The sequence below is a fragment of the Vibrio crassostreae genome (assembly GCF_041439375.1).
Classification (GTDB): domain Bacteria; phylum Pseudomonadota; class Gammaproteobacteria; order Enterobacterales; family Vibrionaceae; genus Vibrio; species Vibrio crassostreae_D.
On the sequence record NZ_JBGONY010000062.1, the window covers coordinates 1 to 19024 of the forward strand.

18 protein-coding genes are annotated in these 19024 nt (G+C 47.0%); 4 read left to right on the top strand and 14 right to left on the bottom strand.

Annotated elements, in window-relative coordinates; all coding sequences use genetic code 11:
* Both ACED45_RS19835 and ACED45_RS19840 read left to right on the top strand, forming a co-directional pair.
* The coding region (locus ACED45_RS19835; protein ID WP_371714837.1) for a hypothetical protein at positions 1–194 on the top strand (194 nt) is incomplete at its 5' end.
* A gap of 526 nt (positions 195–720) precedes the next feature.
* Positions 721–1254 (top strand): DUF6817 domain-containing protein, encoded by a 534-nt coding sequence (locus ACED45_RS19840; protein WP_017090057.1) that lies wholly within the window; start codon positions 721–723, stop codon positions 1252–1254.
* Between the two features lie 459 nt (positions 1255–1713).
* Here ACED45_RS19840 and ACED45_RS19845 read toward each other — a convergent pair whose 3' ends face one another.
* Both ACED45_RS19845 and ACED45_RS19850 read right to left on the bottom strand, forming a co-directional pair.
* Positions 1714–2073: a VOC family protein gene (locus ACED45_RS19845; RefSeq protein ID WP_016767836.1), complete on the bottom strand. Its 360-nt coding sequence runs from the start codon at positions 2071–2073 to the stop codon at positions 1714–1716.
* Positions 2074–2137: 64 nt separating this feature from the next.
* Complete coding sequence (locus ACED45_RS19850; protein WP_016767837.1) at positions 2138–2839, bottom strand: helix-turn-helix transcriptional regulator; 702 nt, start codon at positions 2837–2839, stop codon at positions 2138–2140.
* A 415-nt stretch (positions 2840–3254) separates the two neighbouring features.
* Here ACED45_RS19850 and ACED45_RS19855 point away from each other — a divergent pair, with 415 nt between their 5' ends.
* The gene (locus ACED45_RS19855) at positions 3255–3671 is read left to right on the top strand and encodes an SRPBCC family protein (RefSeq protein WP_371714838.1); all 417 of its coding nucleotides are present in this window, start codon (positions 3255–3257) and stop codon (positions 3669–3671) included.
* 70 nt (positions 3672–3741) lie between these two features.
* Positions 3742–4098, top strand: coding sequence for a MarR family winged helix-turn-helix transcriptional regulator (locus ACED45_RS19860; protein ID WP_371714839.1), 357 nt, complete (start codon positions 3742–3744; stop codon positions 4096–4098).
* A gap of 307 nt (positions 4099–4405) precedes the next feature.
* On the opposite strand, the gene ACED45_RS19865 is transcribed toward ACED45_RS19860, so the two are convergent.
* The 12 genes from ACED45_RS19865 to ACED45_RS19920 all read right to left on the bottom strand — a co-directional run bounded on the left by ACED45_RS19865 (position 4406) and on the right by ACED45_RS19920 (position 19012).
* Entirely contained in the window at positions 4406–4882 is a 477-nt protein-coding gene (locus ACED45_RS19865) for an NUDIX hydrolase (RefSeq protein ID WP_008224764.1), read from the bottom strand.
* 510 nt (positions 4883–5392) lie between these two features.
* Positions 5393–5923, bottom strand: a complete 531-nt coding sequence (locus ACED45_RS19870; RefSeq protein WP_102492438.1) for a hypothetical protein — start codon at positions 5921–5923, stop codon at positions 5393–5395.
* An 83-nt stretch (positions 5924–6006) separates the two neighbouring features.
* Positions 6007–8814: a conjugal transfer mating-pair stabilization protein TraG gene (gene traG, locus ACED45_RS19875; RefSeq protein ID WP_371714840.1), complete on the bottom strand. Its 2808-nt coding sequence runs from the start codon at positions 8812–8814 to the stop codon at positions 6007–6009.
* A gap of 3 nt (positions 8815–8817) precedes the next feature.
* Positions 8818–10224 (bottom strand): conjugal transfer protein TraH, encoded by a 1407-nt coding sequence (locus tag ACED45_RS19880; RefSeq protein WP_371714841.1) that lies wholly within the window; start codon positions 10222–10224, stop codon positions 8818–8820.
* Positions 10221–10634: a type-F conjugative transfer system pilin assembly thiol-disulfide isomerase TrbB gene (gene trbB / locus ACED45_RS19885; protein ID WP_102502670.1), complete on the bottom strand. Its 414-nt coding sequence runs from the start codon at positions 10632–10634 to the stop codon at positions 10221–10223. The genes ACED45_RS19880 and trbB overlap by 4 nt, the downstream gene beginning before the upstream one ends.
* A gap of 44 nt (positions 10635–10678) precedes the next feature.
* Positions 10679–11464, bottom strand: coding sequence for a type-F conjugative transfer system pilin assembly protein TraF (gene traF, locus ACED45_RS19890; protein WP_083717893.1), 786 nt, complete (start codon positions 11462–11464; stop codon positions 10679–10681).
* Positions 11465–11487: 23 nt separating this feature from the next.
* Positions 11488–13215: a type-F conjugative transfer system mating-pair stabilization protein TraN gene (gene traN, locus ACED45_RS19895; protein ID WP_371714842.1), complete on the bottom strand. Its 1728-nt coding sequence runs from the start codon at positions 13213–13215 to the stop codon at positions 11488–11490.
* 36 nt (positions 13216–13251) lie between these two features.
* Positions 13252–13965, bottom strand: coding sequence for a type-F conjugative transfer system pilin assembly protein TrbC (trbC, locus tag ACED45_RS19900; RefSeq protein WP_145571723.1), 714 nt, complete (start codon positions 13963–13965; stop codon positions 13252–13254).
* A 253-nt stretch (positions 13966–14218) separates the two neighbouring features.
* Positions 14219–15229 (bottom strand): conjugal transfer pilus assembly protein TraU, encoded by a 1011-nt coding sequence (gene traU / locus ACED45_RS19905; RefSeq protein ID WP_017099757.1) that lies wholly within the window; start codon positions 15227–15229, stop codon positions 14219–14221.
* Between the two features lie 157 nt (positions 15230–15386).
* A complete protein-coding gene (gene traW, locus ACED45_RS19910) occupies positions 15387–16118 on the bottom strand; it encodes a type-F conjugative transfer system protein TraW (protein WP_016800095.1) in 732 nt (243 codons plus the stop codon).
* Positions 16069–18618, bottom strand: coding sequence for a type IV secretion system protein TraC (traC, locus tag ACED45_RS19915; protein ID WP_102488787.1), 2550 nt, complete (start codon positions 18616–18618; stop codon positions 16069–16071). The genes traW and traC overlap by 50 nt, the downstream gene beginning before the upstream one ends.
* Positions 18619–18640: 22 nt before the next feature.
* The gene (locus ACED45_RS19920) at positions 18641–19012 is read right to left on the bottom strand and encodes a hypothetical protein (RefSeq protein WP_102488785.1); all 372 of its coding nucleotides are present in this window, start codon (positions 19010–19012) and stop codon (positions 18641–18643) included.
* Positions 19013–19024: the final 12 nt, after the last annotated feature.

Consider the following 19024-nt stretch of genomic DNA (forward strand, 5'->3'; position numbering starts at 1 on the left):
AGAAATACGCGAAACGGGGTAGTTCTATCTTTAAATTTAATTACGCAACAAAGCCCAAAATATCGTGTGCAGACGCATCACAAGTAGGACAAACATATTTTTTTGCTAAAGGTAAGATTAATTCACTGATTGCCTTCGAATCACTGATTTCTGCACTTCTGATATTTACACTTATTGTTTCTCCTGATTGCTAAGCGGCGTTTGTATTCTATGATCACATAATGCAGCCTTTCTTTTTACGCTTCAACAATAAATCAATAGGTTAGTGATAAAGATAATGGGGGCGGTTTTCTGTGTGGCATAACTTTGACAGCTACCGAATTTGGATAACTTTTCGTAGGGCAAAACGCACGCCCCTAAATTGTGTAGAGCATTTGCTCTAACGAACTTTGGGGCAAAAACTATTTAGATCAAATACTCTAAGCTGGTTTTGGACAATTATTTGTCAGTGTTTTTGCTAAATTAGTAAACCATCAATAACTACAGGTATGGCAAATTTACTTGTGAAGAGCTAATGCGATGAGTAGCATCGCACTAGCAAAAGTATTGGTTTAGGTGCGCACTAAGTGCCGTTACGTTAAATTCAATTCATCACATTAAGCTACATATTGCCTTCTAACATTCAAAAAATCAGTTTAAGTCCTTGATATCATGTTGACCATGAAAGGTTAAATAGGCATAAATCAACGCTTTCTATACGACCTAAAGGAAATGATATTTATGGATAAATTTATAATGCTTCAAGAACTTGGGGCGGGTGACTTTCAGCACCTTAACGGTTCATTGGAAGCACACTTGAAAGGAACTGAACAAGTTCTGATTAACTGGGGGAGTAGCGAGTTACTTCAAATCGCAGGTCTTTTTCATGCCGCATATGGAACAGCAGGTTTCGATGAAAACATGGTGTCGTTAAGCAAGCGCCAAGAAATAGCGCGAATTATTGGTAATGATGAAGAAGCATTGGTTTATTTGTATTGCTCATGCGACCGAGACTATGTATTCCCTCAATTTGGAAAAGCGCTAGAAATCCAATTTAAAGACAGATTTACTGGTTCAATATTCAAACTCGATAGTGCAACGGTAAAATTGTTTTGCGAGTTAACGGTCGCTAATGAGCTAGAGCTTGTTTATAGCAGTGAAGAGTTCAAGCTCAAATATGGTGCTGAGCTATTTGAACTGTTCCAAGGTATGGACAGCTACTTAAGTACCGAAGCTAGAAAGGCGTACAAATTAGCATTGTCGAATTTCGCATAACAACAACGGTTCAAGATGGATTCGCAACGCGTGGCGTTAGAAATCTTGTAGTTATTATTCGTATTATGGTAAATGTGTCTGTGTGCTATCAGAAGTAGCCATTAGACCGCTTCAAACGCTCTCAGTGAAGATTTTCGACACTTGTTCAAGGCGGTATACTTCAATAACGCCTTGTAAGTTTGCGACGCTTCAAGAGCGGTTTGTAGAGCAAAATTCATCGAGTTGCTTTGAACTAACAACTGCACTCTGATCCCCATTTATCGTACTTTATAAGCTTTGGGTTTCAGATTAGATATGTTTGGGCAAAACCCATCCGACCGAGAGCGTGGCTTTTTTGGCGAAACTAACAATGGGGCACTTTTGAGCTAGAAAGTGCCACGGGTAAAAATTCGACCTATGAAGGTTCTGGACTTAGATGAACCAGCAGTGATGCTGGCTTTTAAGAAAAACAAGGTAACGTTAAGCAAACACTCGCAATCGATGCCCATCAGGGTCTAACGCAACAAAATTGATACCATATACAGACTCTTCGGACTCTTGAGCAAAATTCACTCCTTGCTCTTTCCATTTTTCAAATAAGGTATCTAACTCGGTGCTGTTAATTGCAGGGACAGAAAGTTCAGTCCCGCCACCTCGAACTAAACTACTTGGCGTAAGTGTATCAGTTTGTTTTAGAGTGATTTTTACGTTTTCAGCAAACTCGACTACCGCAAAGGTTGGCGATAAAAGCTTAGGTTCACACTCAAAGACTTTCTTATAAAAGGTCATGCTGAGTTGGATGTTTTCAACATAAAGAACAATAGAATCAATAGTTAACATGGTTGTAAATCTTCATTTTCGAAATGGATGAACTAAGTGTAACCACAAGTACTGACAGTTTTTGTCAGTAACGAAAGCACTTTTGTCCGATGCCCTCCAAAGCTTCCCATTCAGTTAGTAAAGTATGACGAGAACGCTCGTATTTAGGCTCAAGTTGTAAAAATGATTGAATTCTATCAAGTCTAAAATTACGGTAATCGTTCCGTGTTTCGCACCATGCAACCAAGATATTGTGTTGCTCAAACATACCTATAAGTATTGGCCACACAACCCTCTTGCTGATAGCACCTTTAGCGTCTTCGTAAAGAATTTCTGCTTTATGCTCTTTTTTTATCGTTGCTTTTAACTCAGCCAGCTTAACCATCACCTTTGGTGCTTTGATAATTGAAGCAACTCTGATGACGCTCTCAGTATGCTTAGCTTCATGATCAGAAGGCAACACAGCTGAAATCTTAGCAAGTGCATCAATGGCAGCTTCGTTAAATTCTCCGTTTGCTTGCTTTACCACCCATTCAACTCCTAACTTAAGGGCTTCAAGCTCTTCTAAGCTAAACATCATCGGTGGCAAATCGAAGCTCGGTTTTAAAATGTAACCAAGCCCAGCTTCCCCCTCGATCTCTGCGCCTTGCGATTGCAAAGTTGCTATATCTCGATAGATTGTTCTTACACTAACATCTAGCTTATTTGCTAGACCCTCAGCTGAGACTGGATATTTATAGCGTCGAAGAAGTTGGAGTAAATCTAGGAGGCGTTGACTTCGTGACATAGCAAGAATCCATAAAATAAAGAACAGGTATAATGCACTAAAAGCGAATCAACTGATCGTTCAAGAAAAATATGAGTGGACGACGTAAATGATTTAATTGAGTTAAATAGTTCACTTCCTTGACTCTCGAAGCACGGAATTGGGCACTTTTGAGCTAGAAAGTGCCACGGGTAAAAATTCAACCTATGAAGGTTCTGGACAAAACCTTGCCAGCGCTTTTGCTAAATTAGCAAACCATCAATAACTACAAGTATGGTAAATTGTTAACTTCGTTCCCATTTTAAATGTCTATAGACAAGAGTTATTAAGCGCGCACTCCTACCTCCTATTCAAATACACTTACTTGCTCTTGCAAGCATGCCCATAACGAAATATAGTAAACTAGTTTACTAACTTGCAATCGAGATGGAACAGAATGATTTTTGAAGAACGTATTTGCATTGAAGCCTCACCTCAAGACATATATTCGTTATATACCGATGTCGAAAATTGGAGTCAATGGGATGAAGAAGTTGACTACTCTCATCTCATGGGAGAATTCAAGATCGGTACTAAAGGTATTCTGAAGCCGATTAATGGACCTAAATCACAGATTGTAATTGCAGATGCTATACCAAATAAGCACTTTACTGTAACAAGTAAACTACCATTCTGCGTTCTATCATTTGAGCATCATTTGCAGGTCAATGGAAAAGCAACTCAAGTAATTCATAGAGTTAAGTTTTCAGGTTTAACTAGTTTTTTGTTTGGGAAAATCATTGGAAAGAAAATCTATAAAGGTCTACCGTCTACTCTTGAAGGACTAAAAAAAAGGGCTGAACACAATGTTTAAGCACGAACTCCCTTCGAACAGCGTAGGTCTACAGCTCTGGGTTGTTTACAATAAATGGCATTCAGAGGTAATGAAGCACCTCAAGCCTCTAAATATTAATCATACTCAGTTCGTTATACTCGCCTCCATACTATGGTGTAACAAAAATAAAAACGAAACAACACAAGCAGAAATAGTCAATATCACTGGCTTGGATAAGATGACACTATCCAAGTCGATGAAGGCTCTAGTCGCTAATGAGATCATAATTAAAGATAAAGACGTTAGAGATACACGTAGTTTTTCGCTCAAACTCTCGAAAACTGGAGAATCTCTAACGAAAAAAGCCATCGCTCAGGTAGAAGAGTTAGACCAGTTATATTTCGAGAGCCTACAAGACCAGAGAGCAATATTCACTTCTCTGCTACTAGGCCTTAAAAATAGTTAAGCGAAAGTAAGGCAAGTTGCAGGGTTTTAAACTGAGTTCAATCCCTCTCTGGCTGACTTTGAGTCATTTTCGAGCTAGGAAATACCATGCGTTAAAAATCAGACTGTGAAGATTTTGGACAAAAGTTTGTCAGCGACTTTACTAAATTAGCAATTAATGAATAACTGCAAGTATGGCAAACGGCTTAAATTCAGGAAGTCCAGTATTGTTGATGTAGGTTAGATCGCACAATTTACTTATATAGAGGCATCGGGCTTGTTCAACAATCGGATTAAGCGCTGGCTTCGCAGCGTTAAATTCTTATTTGTTATGCTGCTATCTCACTTAGTTTGATGTACTTTGTTTCTAAAGGTAAATCTAACAAACCTAAACGCAAAAACTCTGGCTTTACATCCACTTCTGGCAACTCGTTCAATGAAAACCACCTAAACTCAAGATCGACGCCAGACTCAATACCACGAAAAGGTTCGTTCAATGGAAATCTATGAGGTTCGCTTAGTTGAACAAAAAAATAGTTAGCGATTTCATGATACTTTTTATTTGCATGTTCAAAGAAACTTTCAACGTGCCAAAGATGCTTCTTAACAGACGACTCTACCCCTAACTCTTCTAGTAGCTCTCGATTCAATGTAGCATCTGAGTTTTCGAAAAACTCAACTCTACCACCGGGAAGCGCCCAAAAAGAATCTCCGACAACTCTATGTAATAACACATGATTATCATGAACAATAACGGCAGCACTTCGAAAGTTAAATCGAGCATCACCTTGATCAAATCTCAACATTTTTACTCCTTGTAGCATAACGCCTTCTATATGACTCTGCGCCGCATTTTACGCCCATATAATGCAGACTTTCACCTATCACTTCAATTTGTAATCAATAAGTTAGTGACCACATTGAGAGGTTAGACTGCTAAGTGAAGCATAATTTCTAGATGTACTGAATTCGGATAACTTTTTGTAGGGTAAATTGCCATTAACAGGATATGAATGAGTTCTTGTTCTAGCTGATAAAGGGGCAGAAATGAGCTAGAGCTACTACTCTAATGATTCATTAGAACAAATAGCAGCGTACCAATACGATCGCTGCCATTTAAGAGCTTACTTTATTACTTGGTACTCATGGGAACAGGGACGTAATACTTTCTTGGGCTATATAAGGGCGTTTTCGCGCCCAAGCAGCGGCCAATGAATACCTAGTCTAGAATAAAGACATTTAACCCGTTCCTACTCTCTCGTACTGGCCTTATACCTGAAATAACATTCAATCTCGATGGATATCCTGTGCTGAGATTAATATTTCCAACCGTTCAGTTGCAATGACTTAGGGATAGGGCTGTAGCAAGGGTATTCGGTTTGTAAGCCGTATTCGAAAATATATTCCGTCGAAACCATGAATGCTCCTGCGTAATTATCTCTTCTAAACTTTTGAGAATCGTTTTGGGCGGTTTTCTCAAGCACCGTCCAAATCATTTCTTCAAGAAATTCAGGGTGGCGATTCGGATCGAGCGCCATCGTGTCACGCATACAGAACCAGCTTCCTCCCCCTAGGCGTTTTTGATGATTAGCACTGCCAAAATACGCCGTATGCAAACCTTGTAGGTAGGCGTTTAAGCGTATGGACTCCACGGTGTCCGTTTCATCTATGTGCTGCAAGAAGTAAGGCAGTTTGGTGATGTCTGCCATTGCTCTTTTAGGCATAGCTAACGTTGCTGTGTCATATTGCTCATGTATCTCGCTCAGCAGTTGAGTGAGCTCGGGAGAGTGGGGTTGAGCTTGCACGCTCGCACAGGTAAGCAGCAGTAATGGTAAGACTGTTTTCATGGTCATTCTCCCTTTAGATACCTGATCATAATACCAGTATTTAGGCGGTGCATAAAGTTCTTTTTTATGCATCTAGTTAAGTATTATTCTTTCGAATTTTGTGTGTATCTTGGCACCGAAGGATAGGCTTGGTCGGAGGTGACGTATTCCGTCCTTTCGGGTCTAGTGATCTCCTTTTCTACCTGCGACTTGACTGTCAGTTCAATCATCGGCTCAGGTTTGATGATGGGCTTCTGCGCTTCCTCTTGCTGAAGTTTTACATCATCAGTTACCCCATCAAAGCGCTCTTGATTAAACAGTCCGCCCGTTCCCTTGGTATGCAGCATCTCGGTGCGGGTGTGTGCCACGGTATCGACGGTACTAGCCCATCCTTTCTCCATCGTGTTGTTTTGCTCGGGTGTCAGTTCTGGTTGTTGGGTTGGGGTGGTGGTTTCATGCGCTTTCTCCATTGTTGCCACAATCTTCGCCGTGTCACCATCGAGCCCCGCCATGGTGGCAAACGCTTCGGTGCGTGTGTAGTATTGCCATTGCTCTTTCGCCTCGGCAATATCTTCCGGTTGGTAAGCGGTCATTAGACGTTGAACGTCTTCTGGCTTTGCTTGTCGTTCCAAATAATTCTGGAAGCCTTGAATAGAATTGGCCGTAAAGCTGGCACTGCCAGAGTTTAGGCGCGTTTGAGTATTCGAGAGGGCGTTCAAGTCCGATTGGCTTTGCATCACGCTAGCACCAAGAGACTTGGTGTTGCTGGCATTAATTGCAAAATCATTCGCAAACTGCTCAACCGACGTTCGGGTGTCTTTATTGTCCACCTGCGTGCCGGCACTGGTCACGGCATTGGCCCCTTCGGTGTATTGCTGCGTGGCTTGCTCAAGCTGCTGCTTTTGCTCGGCATTCATATTGCTGTAAGCCGTACGTTCATCATCAGACCATTTCACGCCGCCACTGGCGCCCAAATTGAATGGCGATGCCCCTTTACCGGTGCCTACGCCGCCCTCGAAGCCGCCATAGACACTTTGCAGGTAAGCTTTTGATTGGTCTTTCGTCCAACCCGTTTGTTGAATCACGCTGTCAACCGCCGTTTGCATGTCATTCATACCTTGGCTGACTTGAGTATTAAAGCCACTGGTATTGCCTTCACCGTAAGCCAGGTTTTTACCCACACTATCATGCCAGCGGTCGCTCAGCGCCGCGCCTCCTTGGAGGGTTTGAGCCAGTTGGGTGCTAGTTTGAGCAAGGTTTTGCTGCGTTTGATTGCGGGCATTCGCCACACTCTCTTGCAGCATGCTTTGCGTGTTGGCGCTGATGTTGCCGCGACTGGTGGTTTGTGAGCTGTCGTAGGTGGTGCGCCCATCTCCGTGTTGTGTGGTCACCGAGCCGTCTGGGTTTTGGGTGTAGCTGTGACCTTGGTTGGCGAGGGTATTGGTATCAAACTTATTGGCATGGGTGTTGTTCATGCTGTGGTTGTCAATCTGCATACTGCCAAAATCCAGATTACCCGTGGACGCTGCAGCGCTCGCTCTGGCATTGGTCGAGTTAATCATGCTCGAGAGCTGGTAGTTCATGCTCGACATGACTTCTTGACCGCCTTTTAAAATGCCTTTGGCTATCATAGGGACGCCTATCATCAATATACCCGTGATCCAGGCGAAGCGGCTGTGAAGCTCATCCGCGGCATTCGTGTTGGAAAGCACTAGCCCCCCGAACTTACCCGAGACATCCGTAGACAGAGATTCCAGTCCCCAAAGCTGAAAGCCGTTGATGATGGCAAACAAGGCTGGCCAGGTGGCCAAAAAGGCAAACGTCCCAAAATAGTTTTTTAACACCATCATGGTCAAGCCAGGAATGACCGCGGCCCCGGCCACAAAGAAGCCTAGGCACGCGAACAACATAAACATCATGGTATGGAGCATCGGCAAGTATTCTCTTGCCATCAAACCTAATGACGCCCACATTGAGGTGGTTTGCAGTTTATTGGTGGTATAAGCGTAATTGAGCGCAGCTTGCGTTGGGTCGAGGCTATCAAGGTTGTAGCGTAGCTCGTTCATCAGCATGTTTTGTTTGATGGTGCTGGACGCGCTGGTACTCATTCTAAAAAATTTGTCGTAGCTGCGGGTGAGTGACTGCACCACTTGCGGCTTATAACGGTCCGCGTCTTTGCCAAGCAATTGATGCGCTAACAAGCTCATGTTTTTATTGGCGGCATCATCAAAGCGCTGCTTGATGATAGGGTAAGCTTCTTCACATCGCTTGTAGGTGCTTCGGCCGCCGCCTTCATCAAGATAAAGGGCGCGCAACGGGCTTTGCCTAACGCCGTCTAAAAAGGCAAAAATATCAGGGGCGGTAAAGAGTTCATCCCAGGTGTATTTCCCATTGATTCTCACATCCCCAATCATGCAGTTATGAAAGTAGTCTCGCCAGAGTTTTTGCAGCGCCAGCTCATTAATCCTGGATTGTCTTGAGAGCTGATACAGCTCAGAGCCAAACAACATCCCAGTACGACCATAACGCTCATCGTCGGAGGTGGTGAAAATGCCTTCCACACCTTCGGCCATCCCCACCATGATAGAAGAGAAAAAGTAAGTAGGCACGGCCACGAGGTAAGGGACATTATCCACCTTGTAAGCCTTACCCGGTTGCGTCTTATCAATGATGAGCATGTCGGCTTTCATGTTGATAAGAAACAGGGGTACGGCAAAGAACACCACCATCCATTTGATGAGGTCTTTGGGGTTACGTGACAGCATGAAGATAAACAAACTGGTGATAAGCCCCAGCATCATGCACATCTGTAAGTAATCCCCAAAGGTATTGGTTCTAAAAAAAGTGGCCAGCGCATTAAAGGCTTTGTTGACCACTTCGCCGGAAGTGTAAGTGTAATATTCGAGTATCATAGGTCAGTTCCCATAAGCCGGGGTAGGTTTGGTGGTCGTGCTGATTTCTTTTGTGCTTTGCTGCGTGGTCTTTCTTTGCGAGTCAATCAGTTGATTGCGGTTGTTGAGCGCCTCAATGGCGTTCTCAGCCAGCCCCGCGGTAAAGCGTTTGGCGTTATCGATATCACGAGTGATGAGGGCGATGTCATCCTGGCTGTTGTTGGTGTTGGCCAAGGATTGGCGGGCAACATTTAACATGCTCACGAGGTACTGATTAAGCAGCTCCACCGCTATCATTCGCGAGTAGTTGCTGGTATCGGGGGTTTGATTGGCGGATAAGTCGTCAATAAAGAACTTGAGTACCGGCGTTTGAATCAGCTCCAGAAAACCCTCTTGTTGACGCGTGAGTCTTTGGTCGGTGGCTATCTTTTGCAGTATCGATTCCAGTTGTTTGCGTATCTGGTTTTGTATGCCGTTAGTTTGACTTATGGATAAGTTATTGCGCTTGGTAATGGTAATGCACGCATCTGGGCCTGTTTTGCGACACTGATAAACGTCAGCCTTGCCCCCTTCGAGCAGCACGTTGACGAGGTTGTTGTTGTCGGTCAAAAGGCTAGGGTAATAACGCGGATTGCCGTCTTTGTCGTACACGTAAGAGCCTGACAAACTCATCATGAATTGCGCTAGATTTTTGTCGGAGGACAAAAAAGCGTTATTCATGATCGCAGACCAGACCACGTTGTGATTGGTTTGGGTCATGTCTTTCAGGGCTGGATCCTTTTTGGCGTCCTTTAGCTGACCCGCTGCTTTGCCTCCTGCGCCACATTCCTGCTGCCCTTGAACCCAATCCGAGAAGGCGTTGTTTTGTGTACCGAGCGTCGCGCAGACATGCTTTTTGGTGGCAGGAGCGGCAAAGGCGGCCAGTCCACCGATGGACGCTTGCGCGGCTTCACAAGAGTTCACCGATTGATTGAGATATTTGTCGGCAATGGCTTGCAGATTGTCAAGGTTTTGCTTGAGCTGCGGCGCCCAGGTTTGCAGAGCTAAGTTGACAATAAAAGGAGGGGCATTATGAATAATGGCTTTGCCCAGTTTCACCAGTTGGTCTGAGCTGATGTGTGAAAATCCCCCCATAAACATATCAATGCCAGTGCACCCGGTACTGATGGAGGGGACAGTGACGCTGACCAACTGTGCATCGACAATTTGATTACGCACAAACAAACTGCCACCGGTGTAGTAGTTGGCCGATTGCCCTTGGTAAGCCGTCGGGGTTGAGACGTTGGCGTTGTACCCTGAGTTATCAAAAAAGCGGGCCAGCGAGTGGTTGGTGTCGGCGTGACTTACGCCTGATAAGCTGATGAGAAATAAAGGAATAACTCGCTTATTCACCGCAACGGTGGACAAGTGGTGGAAAAGTGAACGTTTCATTGCAGCGCCTCCTGCACTAGCGGATCGCTTAAGGCTTGTTGGATGCTTTGGGCAAGCGTGCTTTCTGGTACGTCTCCAATGCTCAAACGTGAGAACTTACGGCTGTTGACGTTCATTAAGAAGGTCGCAGGCATGACCGTTTTCCTCTGGCTTGGGAAAAAGGTCTTGCCTATCTCTGGTGTGACAGGGATAGGGACCTCAAACCCTGGAAGGCCCGGCCCATCAACAGAGAAGGCGTAAACCGGCAATTGAAATCGCTCGCCAAGACGAGTGATTTTAGGGGCGGTCTTATGGCAGTACGGGCAGGTGCTTTCAAAAAAGAACACTAGGGCATATTGGTTTTGCATGGCAGCGTGTGCGCTGGCGGCATGAATCAAAAAAGCAAGCACAAGGGTACGAAGAAATGGCATAGCGCCTCCTTACGTTTGGGTGGTTTTACATGGATTGAGTGGCTTTAAAAATCCGATTGCTCAAAGTGGGTGGCGACGTTGTAAAAGCGCCCAATTAAATCATTTTGGCTTATCCAGCCGTACGCCAGTGGCTTCATCTCTCCAGTGCTTGGATGCACCAAAATCAAGGCGGGCGTAAAAGGCACCGTGACTTTTCCCTGGTTGTGGCGGTTTTCTTTGAGGTGAGTGATGAAGGTTTCATCATTACTGATCCCAAGGAGCTCAAAATGGTATTGGTCAGCAAACGCTTGAATGGACGGGGCGAGTTGCTGGCTTAGCGCATCTTTTCCTTCATAAACAAAGAAAAAGCCCCATCCGTCTTGTTTCATCTTTTCAACCGCGTCGGTTTTCTTCTTATCCTCCAGTGCTAAATACACCTGTCTTGCCGCTTGCTCTGTCGGATGGTCTTTGGTGTAAGAGAACTCAGGTCTTTCGAGCAGCAGCGCTTTAAAGGTCATGCCTAATTGGTCGGTTTGGTCCGTGATAAAATGATTTAACGCTAAAAACTTCGCGAGCTTGTCTTTATCTTTGGGATGAATGGCCGCGTCGTTTTGCGCTTCAATATGCACAGAGTGAAACCAGGCCATCTGTTCGGTCGCCGATAACGTTTTAGGGCTTGATACGGTGGTTTGAGTGTTGCTTGGTAGCGGCTTAGGTTTGGGCGTTACGGGCATTGCCTTTGGCTCGTTGTACCAGCGCCACCCAGGAGGGGTTTCTTGAGCAAGAGCTGGATGGAGGTGAGTCAGCAGCGCTAGGGTAATGACGCAAAGCAGAGGTTTTTTCATCATCATAGACCTTGATTCCGTGGAGGCGGTTATCCGCCCGTGGCACTTTGAAGTCGTTTCTTGATTTCATCAAAGTTGGGGAGGTTGGTGTTGGCACGCATTTCCGGGTAGAACTCTTTAAAATCAATGTATTCAAAATTGATTTGACCCAGTTCTTCGGGCGTAATGGCGGCGCAGGTGGGATTTTTAGCACTGCCTAACCGTTTACCCAGTTGCTGAAGAGACCCTTGCTCTTGGATGATTTTGGCCAGCTTGTTGTCGTAAACGCAGTAACTGCGCTTTTTACGGGTGCAGACACCCAGCACTTTCTTGGCGCAGTATTGCCCCACGTACAGGGTTAAGCCTTTCTCTTTGGCTTCCCCCAGCGCTTCTTCCGCTTCGCTGCATTTCGCTCCCAATCCTTGCCCCCATCCTGAGTCTTTACAACAATCGTTGAAGCCCGCGAGTTTCTTACTGCACTTCATCGGCTTTCCCGTGAATATTTTGGGTGGGTCGCCGATGTCTTTCACGGCTTCGGCAAGCCCTGCCAGTGCCGCAACGGACTTATCAAAATTGTTATTCAATTTGGGCGCCTCCTCGTAACACTCCCCGTCAAGACAGAAGGAGTGCTCCCCACATTGCAGATCAGTGGCTCGGCATGTCTTCTCAGCACAACGCTTTGTGACCTCTTGCTCGATGCACACCCCATTTTGCTTAAGGCTGCAATGTTGAGTTTGAGTCGTACAGTCTTTCGGGAGGTTTGCGCAGGTATTAGGGCGGTCACAATGATGGTCTATCCGATATTTCCAACAATTGAGCGTGGTGGGAATGCCATTAATGGTGCGGGTGGCTCGACCTTCAATACATTGCTGGCGAGTGACCTTGCACGAGTTCATCAGGCGGCATTGTGTTCGCCAGGTCATGGTGTTTTTGATGCAGTTCCCTCCGGATAAGGAGAATCCGTTTGAGCAGCTCAAGGTGGCTTTTTTCGTTTGTGTGGTGGGTCGACAAATCTCGTAGCGTTTATGCCAGTATGCGCTCCATTGCCAGTTTAAGTTGATGGTATATTTTAAATCGCCAAGCGTGTAGCCTTGGTTGGGAGAGACTATCTTTCCATCCCAAAAATACGTGGTTTCTGATCCCGAAAAACCTCTTCTAGTCCCTGATTGCCTCACGTAATTGTCATTATTGTATCGGCATTGTGGGAGGGGGCGTTGGCAATCCCTCCCTTGTTGTGTCCAACCGGATGGACAGCGGTAGCTCACCTCACCGGTGCTCACGGAGGTAACGGGGACTTTTGTACAAGGCACATTGTTATTCGTTGGACGATGACACTGTTTAGGAATGTGTTCGATAAGGCACTGGGAGCCGCTATCACAATCCACATAGGCATTTGAGAGGCCGTGAGTGATTTCATACGCATTCTCTTGGCCGAGTAAGGCAAAGCGCATCGCTGGGTCGCTTTTAACATCGGGGCGCCCTTTATTAAAGTGGGTGTTGATGTCTTGAGCCAATCCATTGGTCACAAACTCTGTCCCTTTTTGTGCATTGATATCACTGTCTGACAGTCTTGACTCTTTTGGACTGCGGATCTCTTTTCGACACGTGGCGTCTTTGCAATAGTCATCGACATTGAGTGGAAGCGCATGAGGCGTGAGAGCTTGGCTTGCCGTTTGCTTCGCCCAATTGGCGCTCTCGGTAAAGGTTTGTTGTTCGCTGGCAAGAGCGAGAGTAGATAAAAAACTGAGCGTGAGCGCAGCCCAGAGGTCAATGCGCATAAGGAGCACCTCATCAAAAGTTGGGGTGAGAGAGGGTTATTGGGCATAGAGCGTGCGCAACAGTGGGTGAATGTTTTGCTGCGCATCCCCGGCCGCGAGGTAATCCAGAGCTTGGTAAAGTGAAATGTTGCCGTAAAGGATGTCGTAGTCACTGGCTTTGCAAGGCTGCTTAGGTAAGCAGCGGTTTTGTTTGACCGAAACAAAGGCCGGTACGCGATGAATATCAAATTGCTTAAACCAATCAGGGCTGATGGAAAAGCCGCTTTGAATGGGCGCCTTATTTGGGGAGCGTATCAAGGCCTCGATCCGCTTGGCCGTGGCCGGAAAACCTTCAGGTAAGACACCGCGTATCACCAGTGGAACGCCTAAGTGCTCACTTTGCATCAGAAGCTGTTTGAGCGCGGTCTTGGGCATGGTGAGTGAAACAAACACCATTACCCCTTTTGGGGCTTGGTCAGGGTGGCGCGTGGGCTTTTGTCGCCCCAATAAGGGGGACAGGCTCTCCTCTTTTATCAAATCTTGAACATTGCGGCTGAGAGTCAGCGCTTCTTCTCGATAAGCCTGGGCTTTATTTTGTATGTCGTCCGTAGGCCACGTCTTCGCCGCCTCCGGTTGTTGAGTCATTTTTTGCTCAAGCTTGGCAAAAGCTTTGAGCTCTTGCTCTGTGTAAGCTTGGGCGGGTAACGCGATAAAAAAACACAGAAAAACAAGAGAGCGCCTAAAGGTGCTCTCAAAAGATGGAATGGTCATAGTAACCTCTTCATTATGGCCGCTGAAAGGGTGGGTAGAGGGTGTGAGCGTTTTGGAAGCTGATTGACAGCACCTGACGAGCATTGAGATCGCGACAAAACGAGAAGCAAAACTGCGAGAGCGGGAAACAGCAGTAAATGTGCTTGTTGTTGGCGAGCTCTGTTTTTAAAAAATCGGTAAGGGAGTCAGGGTGACTGGCAATAAATAGGTCCGTTTCATTTTTGTGGGGAAGAATGGGCATCATCGCGTCACCTTATAAAAAGACACAGTTGCGCTTTCGCCATTGTACAAAACCAAAGTTATCCCCTGTCACCGGGTTGTCATGGCCGGCTTCCCAGAGTGTGGTTGTCGTGGTGTACGGGTGACACCAGGCGGCATCGGGAATAGGCCCCGACATTTGATACCGATAACGAGATTTTGGCAAAATAGGATCGGGATATTGATAACAAATCGCGCCATCTTCGCCGCGCGTCTCCCAGATGATCCCTTGCCGGTGCAGTTTGTAGTTCAGCTTTTCCATCAAGAGTGTCGCCGCCTGGATGGGCGTGTCTCGATAGTTGGTGGTGCCGGTGAGCGGATAGGCACTGCCCTGTGAGCCTAAACACCAAAATAACGCATCAATAGGTAAGGCAGTATTAGTGGAGGTCAACAGGGCTTCGGGCACGCAAGCAAGCTGCGCCACCAGGTTACCAAACAGTAACGCTTCGGGATTGAGAATGAGGGATAACTCATCGTCGTCCCAAAGTGGGTCAATTTCCGTCATGTAGGCCACATCAAAAACGTCCGTGGCCATGCAGGCGGTGGATTGCATCAGTTGCAGCCAATAAATGACGGGGTACTTATACCAATGGGCGTGATAAAAGCCTCCGTCACTGCTGTCACTCTCACGGGCGGTCACGCGCCCACCGATACGCTGAGTGTTAGCGCCGGACATTTGCACGCCCATGTTCACCATACAGTAAGGGACGCGCGTGATATCGGTTAAGGCATAAGGCTCCCAATAGCCAATGTTGATGCCTATTTGCACAAAGATAGGCGGCGGTTTAGGGCAATAAGAGATAGGCAGTGTGGGATTGGGCGTATCGGGGTACTTAGAGGGCATGACGGTGGCTGAGCCTATCGTCATCGGAAACAAGCAATCCCAACAAATATCGGTCATGGGGTTAATAAAACGGCTTTTACACGCCGCACTGGCTGCTAGGGTTGATGGGGCAATAAAAACCAATAGGCAGCACAACAGTAAACGAAAGTGTCGTTGTGTCATGGGGTGTCCTTTTTCCACGCCGAGCGTGGTACTCCTTTTGTCTCGACAAGAGGCTTCGCCCCATTATCGCCGCCAAAAGCGAGCTTGGTTAAGAGAAAAAAGCGTCATACTGGAAGCATGATCAAGGGAGGTGCGCACTTCCAATGCGATGTCATTGTTATTGCTCTATCGCCAAGGGGTGCAAACCCGATACGTTCACCTCATCGATGCGCCAGCGCGTGCCTTCTTGGTAGGCAATCGCTGGGACGTGAGTAATGTTAAGCGATTGGGTTAAGTGGCCTTGCTGCGCAAAATACATTCTTGCGTCCAATAAGGTCGCCATTTTATTCGGGCTGCCTCCTGTCAGTACCCACTTGATTGGCTTGGCGTTTTGATACTCGCTGGCGAACCTTCGTTGCTGCGCGTCTCTGGCATCAAAAAAGACCAGCACCTTACTTAACTCAAATCGTGGTAGAACGTTTTGACCGTCGACCTTTGGCCAAGTGCGGGTATCAAAGGGGTTCACTCTGGTGCCCGCTTTGGCAATCACGGCTCCTGTAGTGGGGGCGATAATGTCTTTAGGGAGGGTGATGCTTGGGTCAACGTAAAAGGTGCGGGGGTTGATCGTGGTGGTTAAGCCTGCAACGGGCGGTGGGTTTTCAATGCTTTGCTTGGCGCGCTCCGTGAACTCGTTTTGCATGTCCGCTAATTGACCACTGGCCTCAAACCCTTTCAGTCTTTGGTCAATCCACTCCAGCATGTCAATCTCACCGATGGGGAAGATAGGGGCCACTTGGCCCAAGTTCTTTCCAGCGGCATTTGTCGTTGCCAGTCCAGCGACCAAAAGAAAAAGGGGGGATTTAAGCGCTCGCCCCAATGGCTTGATTAAAGGCGTCAATGTCTTTGCCATAAAAGTGCCTAGAGGTTTGCTCAATGGCGCGCTCCAGTGAGTGGCCTTGTTTATAAAGATTTTCACAATACTCAAACTCCTTAGGCTCGGTTGAGAACATGGCGCGTTTCACCGGAGAGGCGAAAAAGCGGTGATAGGTGACATGGCCACCCGCTTTGATGCGCGCACTGCTGTATCCCGCTTCGGCAGACGGAGCGAAACTTTTAATGAGGCGCTGCTCAAACGGTGAGAAGGCATCCGGGTTTTGGATCAGATACTCATCAAACCCTTCCCCTTGACGAAGAATGATGTGGATATCTGAGTTGTTGTAGCAGGCTTTGGCTTCCTCGTTGCTAAAGAAGTCTTCAATCCCTTGAGTCACTGTACAAAAAGCGCCGCCGAACTTACGGGCGGTGCGATAACCGGTGTTGATGAACTCCCTCGCTTGCTCGTTTGCCCCAGAGAGGAGGCTCCAGGCTTCTTCAATGATGCACAGCTTTGGGGTAGAGCGAGAGCCAGCCAGGTACATCTGCTGGTTAATCGACACCATCAACGCAAAAATCACGGGTCTGAGCACAGCAGGCGGAAACCCATCCAGCTCCAGCGTGGTGATTTCCACACTGGGGTCGAGCATGGAGGGCTTGTTGAACACATCTTTGTACATGCCGTCGGTGCAGAACTTTTTCAGTTGCACCGCAATGTCTTTGATGCGTCGGTCGCTTTCTTCTCCAGCAATCTCAATCAAGGCGTCTCTGACATCATCCACCAAGGCTTGATTACCTTTACGCTCCCATGCCGTCACTATCGCATCGCCTAAGACGCTTTGTTGAAACGCCGTCAGTGGGACGTAGGGTGACGCGATGGTGGCAAACAACGCCGTGATATTATCGAGCGCTTCCATCATGGGGTCGACCGGTCTACCGTCATCATCCACAAACTCAAACTCAGCACTTTGCATGGCGCCTAAATGCGTGAAGGGATTTAAGAAGATGTTGGCGTGCGTCATGTACGTCCCCCCAAGGCTGAGCGTCAATTTTTTATAGCTGGCCCCTTTATCGAGGATCCACACTTTACCGCCCATGGCGTAAACCGTTTCGGCAATCTCTTGAACCAGAAAGCTTTTCCCTGCGCCTGAGCCTCCGGTCAGAGCGATATTTTGGTTATCACTGCCACAGGTGAAAGGGTTAAAGAAAGAAATTTGCTGGCGCATCGTGGGCAGCAATACGCCGCCTTTTAACTGACAAAAATCCATGATGAGAGGGAAGAGGTTCACCAGATTAGAGCTTTTTAACGTGCGAACTCGGCCGGCTTTTTTACAATCGCCCCACAACCCTTCGCTCATCATAAAAGGCAACGTTGAAAGCAGCGCTTGTGGCTGATTCATTTTCAGGGGAATGATATCAAGGCCAGCATGGCTGAATGACTCCTTCGCCGCTTGGGTGTCTTTTTTCTGGTGGGTCTTATCGGTAAACAGGGAGACCGTGAGTACCATAGACGCAATGGTAAACTCTTTAGACAACAGACCTTTTTGTAGGGCTTTTCGCTCTTTGAGCTCATCTTCCGCTGTTGGAGCCAGCAGCGCCATTTGGCTGTTCACCGTCTTGGTTAAGTCTTTTATCTTATTATCGTTATCCGCATTTTGCTTACCGGTTGGCTCATTACGAAAGCTCAACGTGACGCGGTGAGGGCAAGTGATATTACGAGAAACGTTGCGAAGAGAAGAAAAGGCCTCAGGTAAGGCGTACAAGCGATAATCCCCAGGCAGACGAGAAAGTCCCAAATTGACCAGCCGTGTGCGCACCTCCTCCCCTTGGTCATTGGTATGACGGGTGGCGATATGGCCACGATGCGTTAACGCTTCGGTATCGGGAGAGAGGGCTTGCAGGTTCAAAGGCTCTAACGGGTTGTAGCCTTTTTCCTTTGGCCGGTCTTGGCGTTTATCAAAGTTTAAGATATCACTCACATCGGTCAGCAACATCTCAGGCGTGACGGGCAGTAAATCAAAACCAAGCTGCGCCAGTCCTGTCTCTAGAGTCATTCGCGCATCAAGCAGCTCTTGTGGGTCTTTTTCCGTGGTGGAGACAAAAAAGAACGCGTCGTAATCGCGCAAATCAAAGCGATTGTTTTTTTGTCGGTGTAAAAAACCGTGCTGCGCGGCGTAGTGGGCGTAAATGGCGTCATCGTTAGCCAGCTTCTGGCAGATACCGCCTCGCTGACTGAGTAGAGCTTGGTTTCCTTCGAGATAGTGCGCCACTCGGTTGTGACCAAACAGCTGCACTTGATAGTCCCATTTATCCCCTGCAGGCAAATCCCCCATGAGGTGGCTTAACGACTGAATTAAATCGTCGTTAGCGCCCCCAAGGACACTGATTTTAAAGCCAAAACCGCGAGAGTGGGTATTGTCGAACACCCGCTCAATGGGATCGTAATCTCGATACGGCAGTTCATGGTGAAGGTGGTTCTGGGCTTGCTTGGCCTCTTGAAATAAGGCGGATAAGCCACTGCGTGAGGTGGAAAACATGGGGGACCCCTTTTTCTATTTTTTACCAAAACAAAGACAATGGCCAACTGACACTTTGCATTGCTTCATCACTGAGTTGAAGGCGGTGAGCAAGCTCAGGATGCCCTTTTTTTTGTAAGCATTCGTATAGGCTGAGTTTGAGTGGAGAAAGGCGCGTCTCTGGCGCGATCTCTTTTTCGATTTTAATGTTAGGGTGCACGGCACAATCTTGGACCGCTTGATGGAGCGCCCCCTTATCTAGAGAGGGCTGAGACTCGATGTAGCGCGCCACAACGTGATCTCTGGCGTCATCGTGCGAGGTGATAAACTGCGCCACTTGTGCCAGGGCGCTGCTCAGTAATGTGCCCCATAATATCGCGCCCGTGATAACAATGATTTTTAAGGTTCGTTTCATTATTTTTTCCTA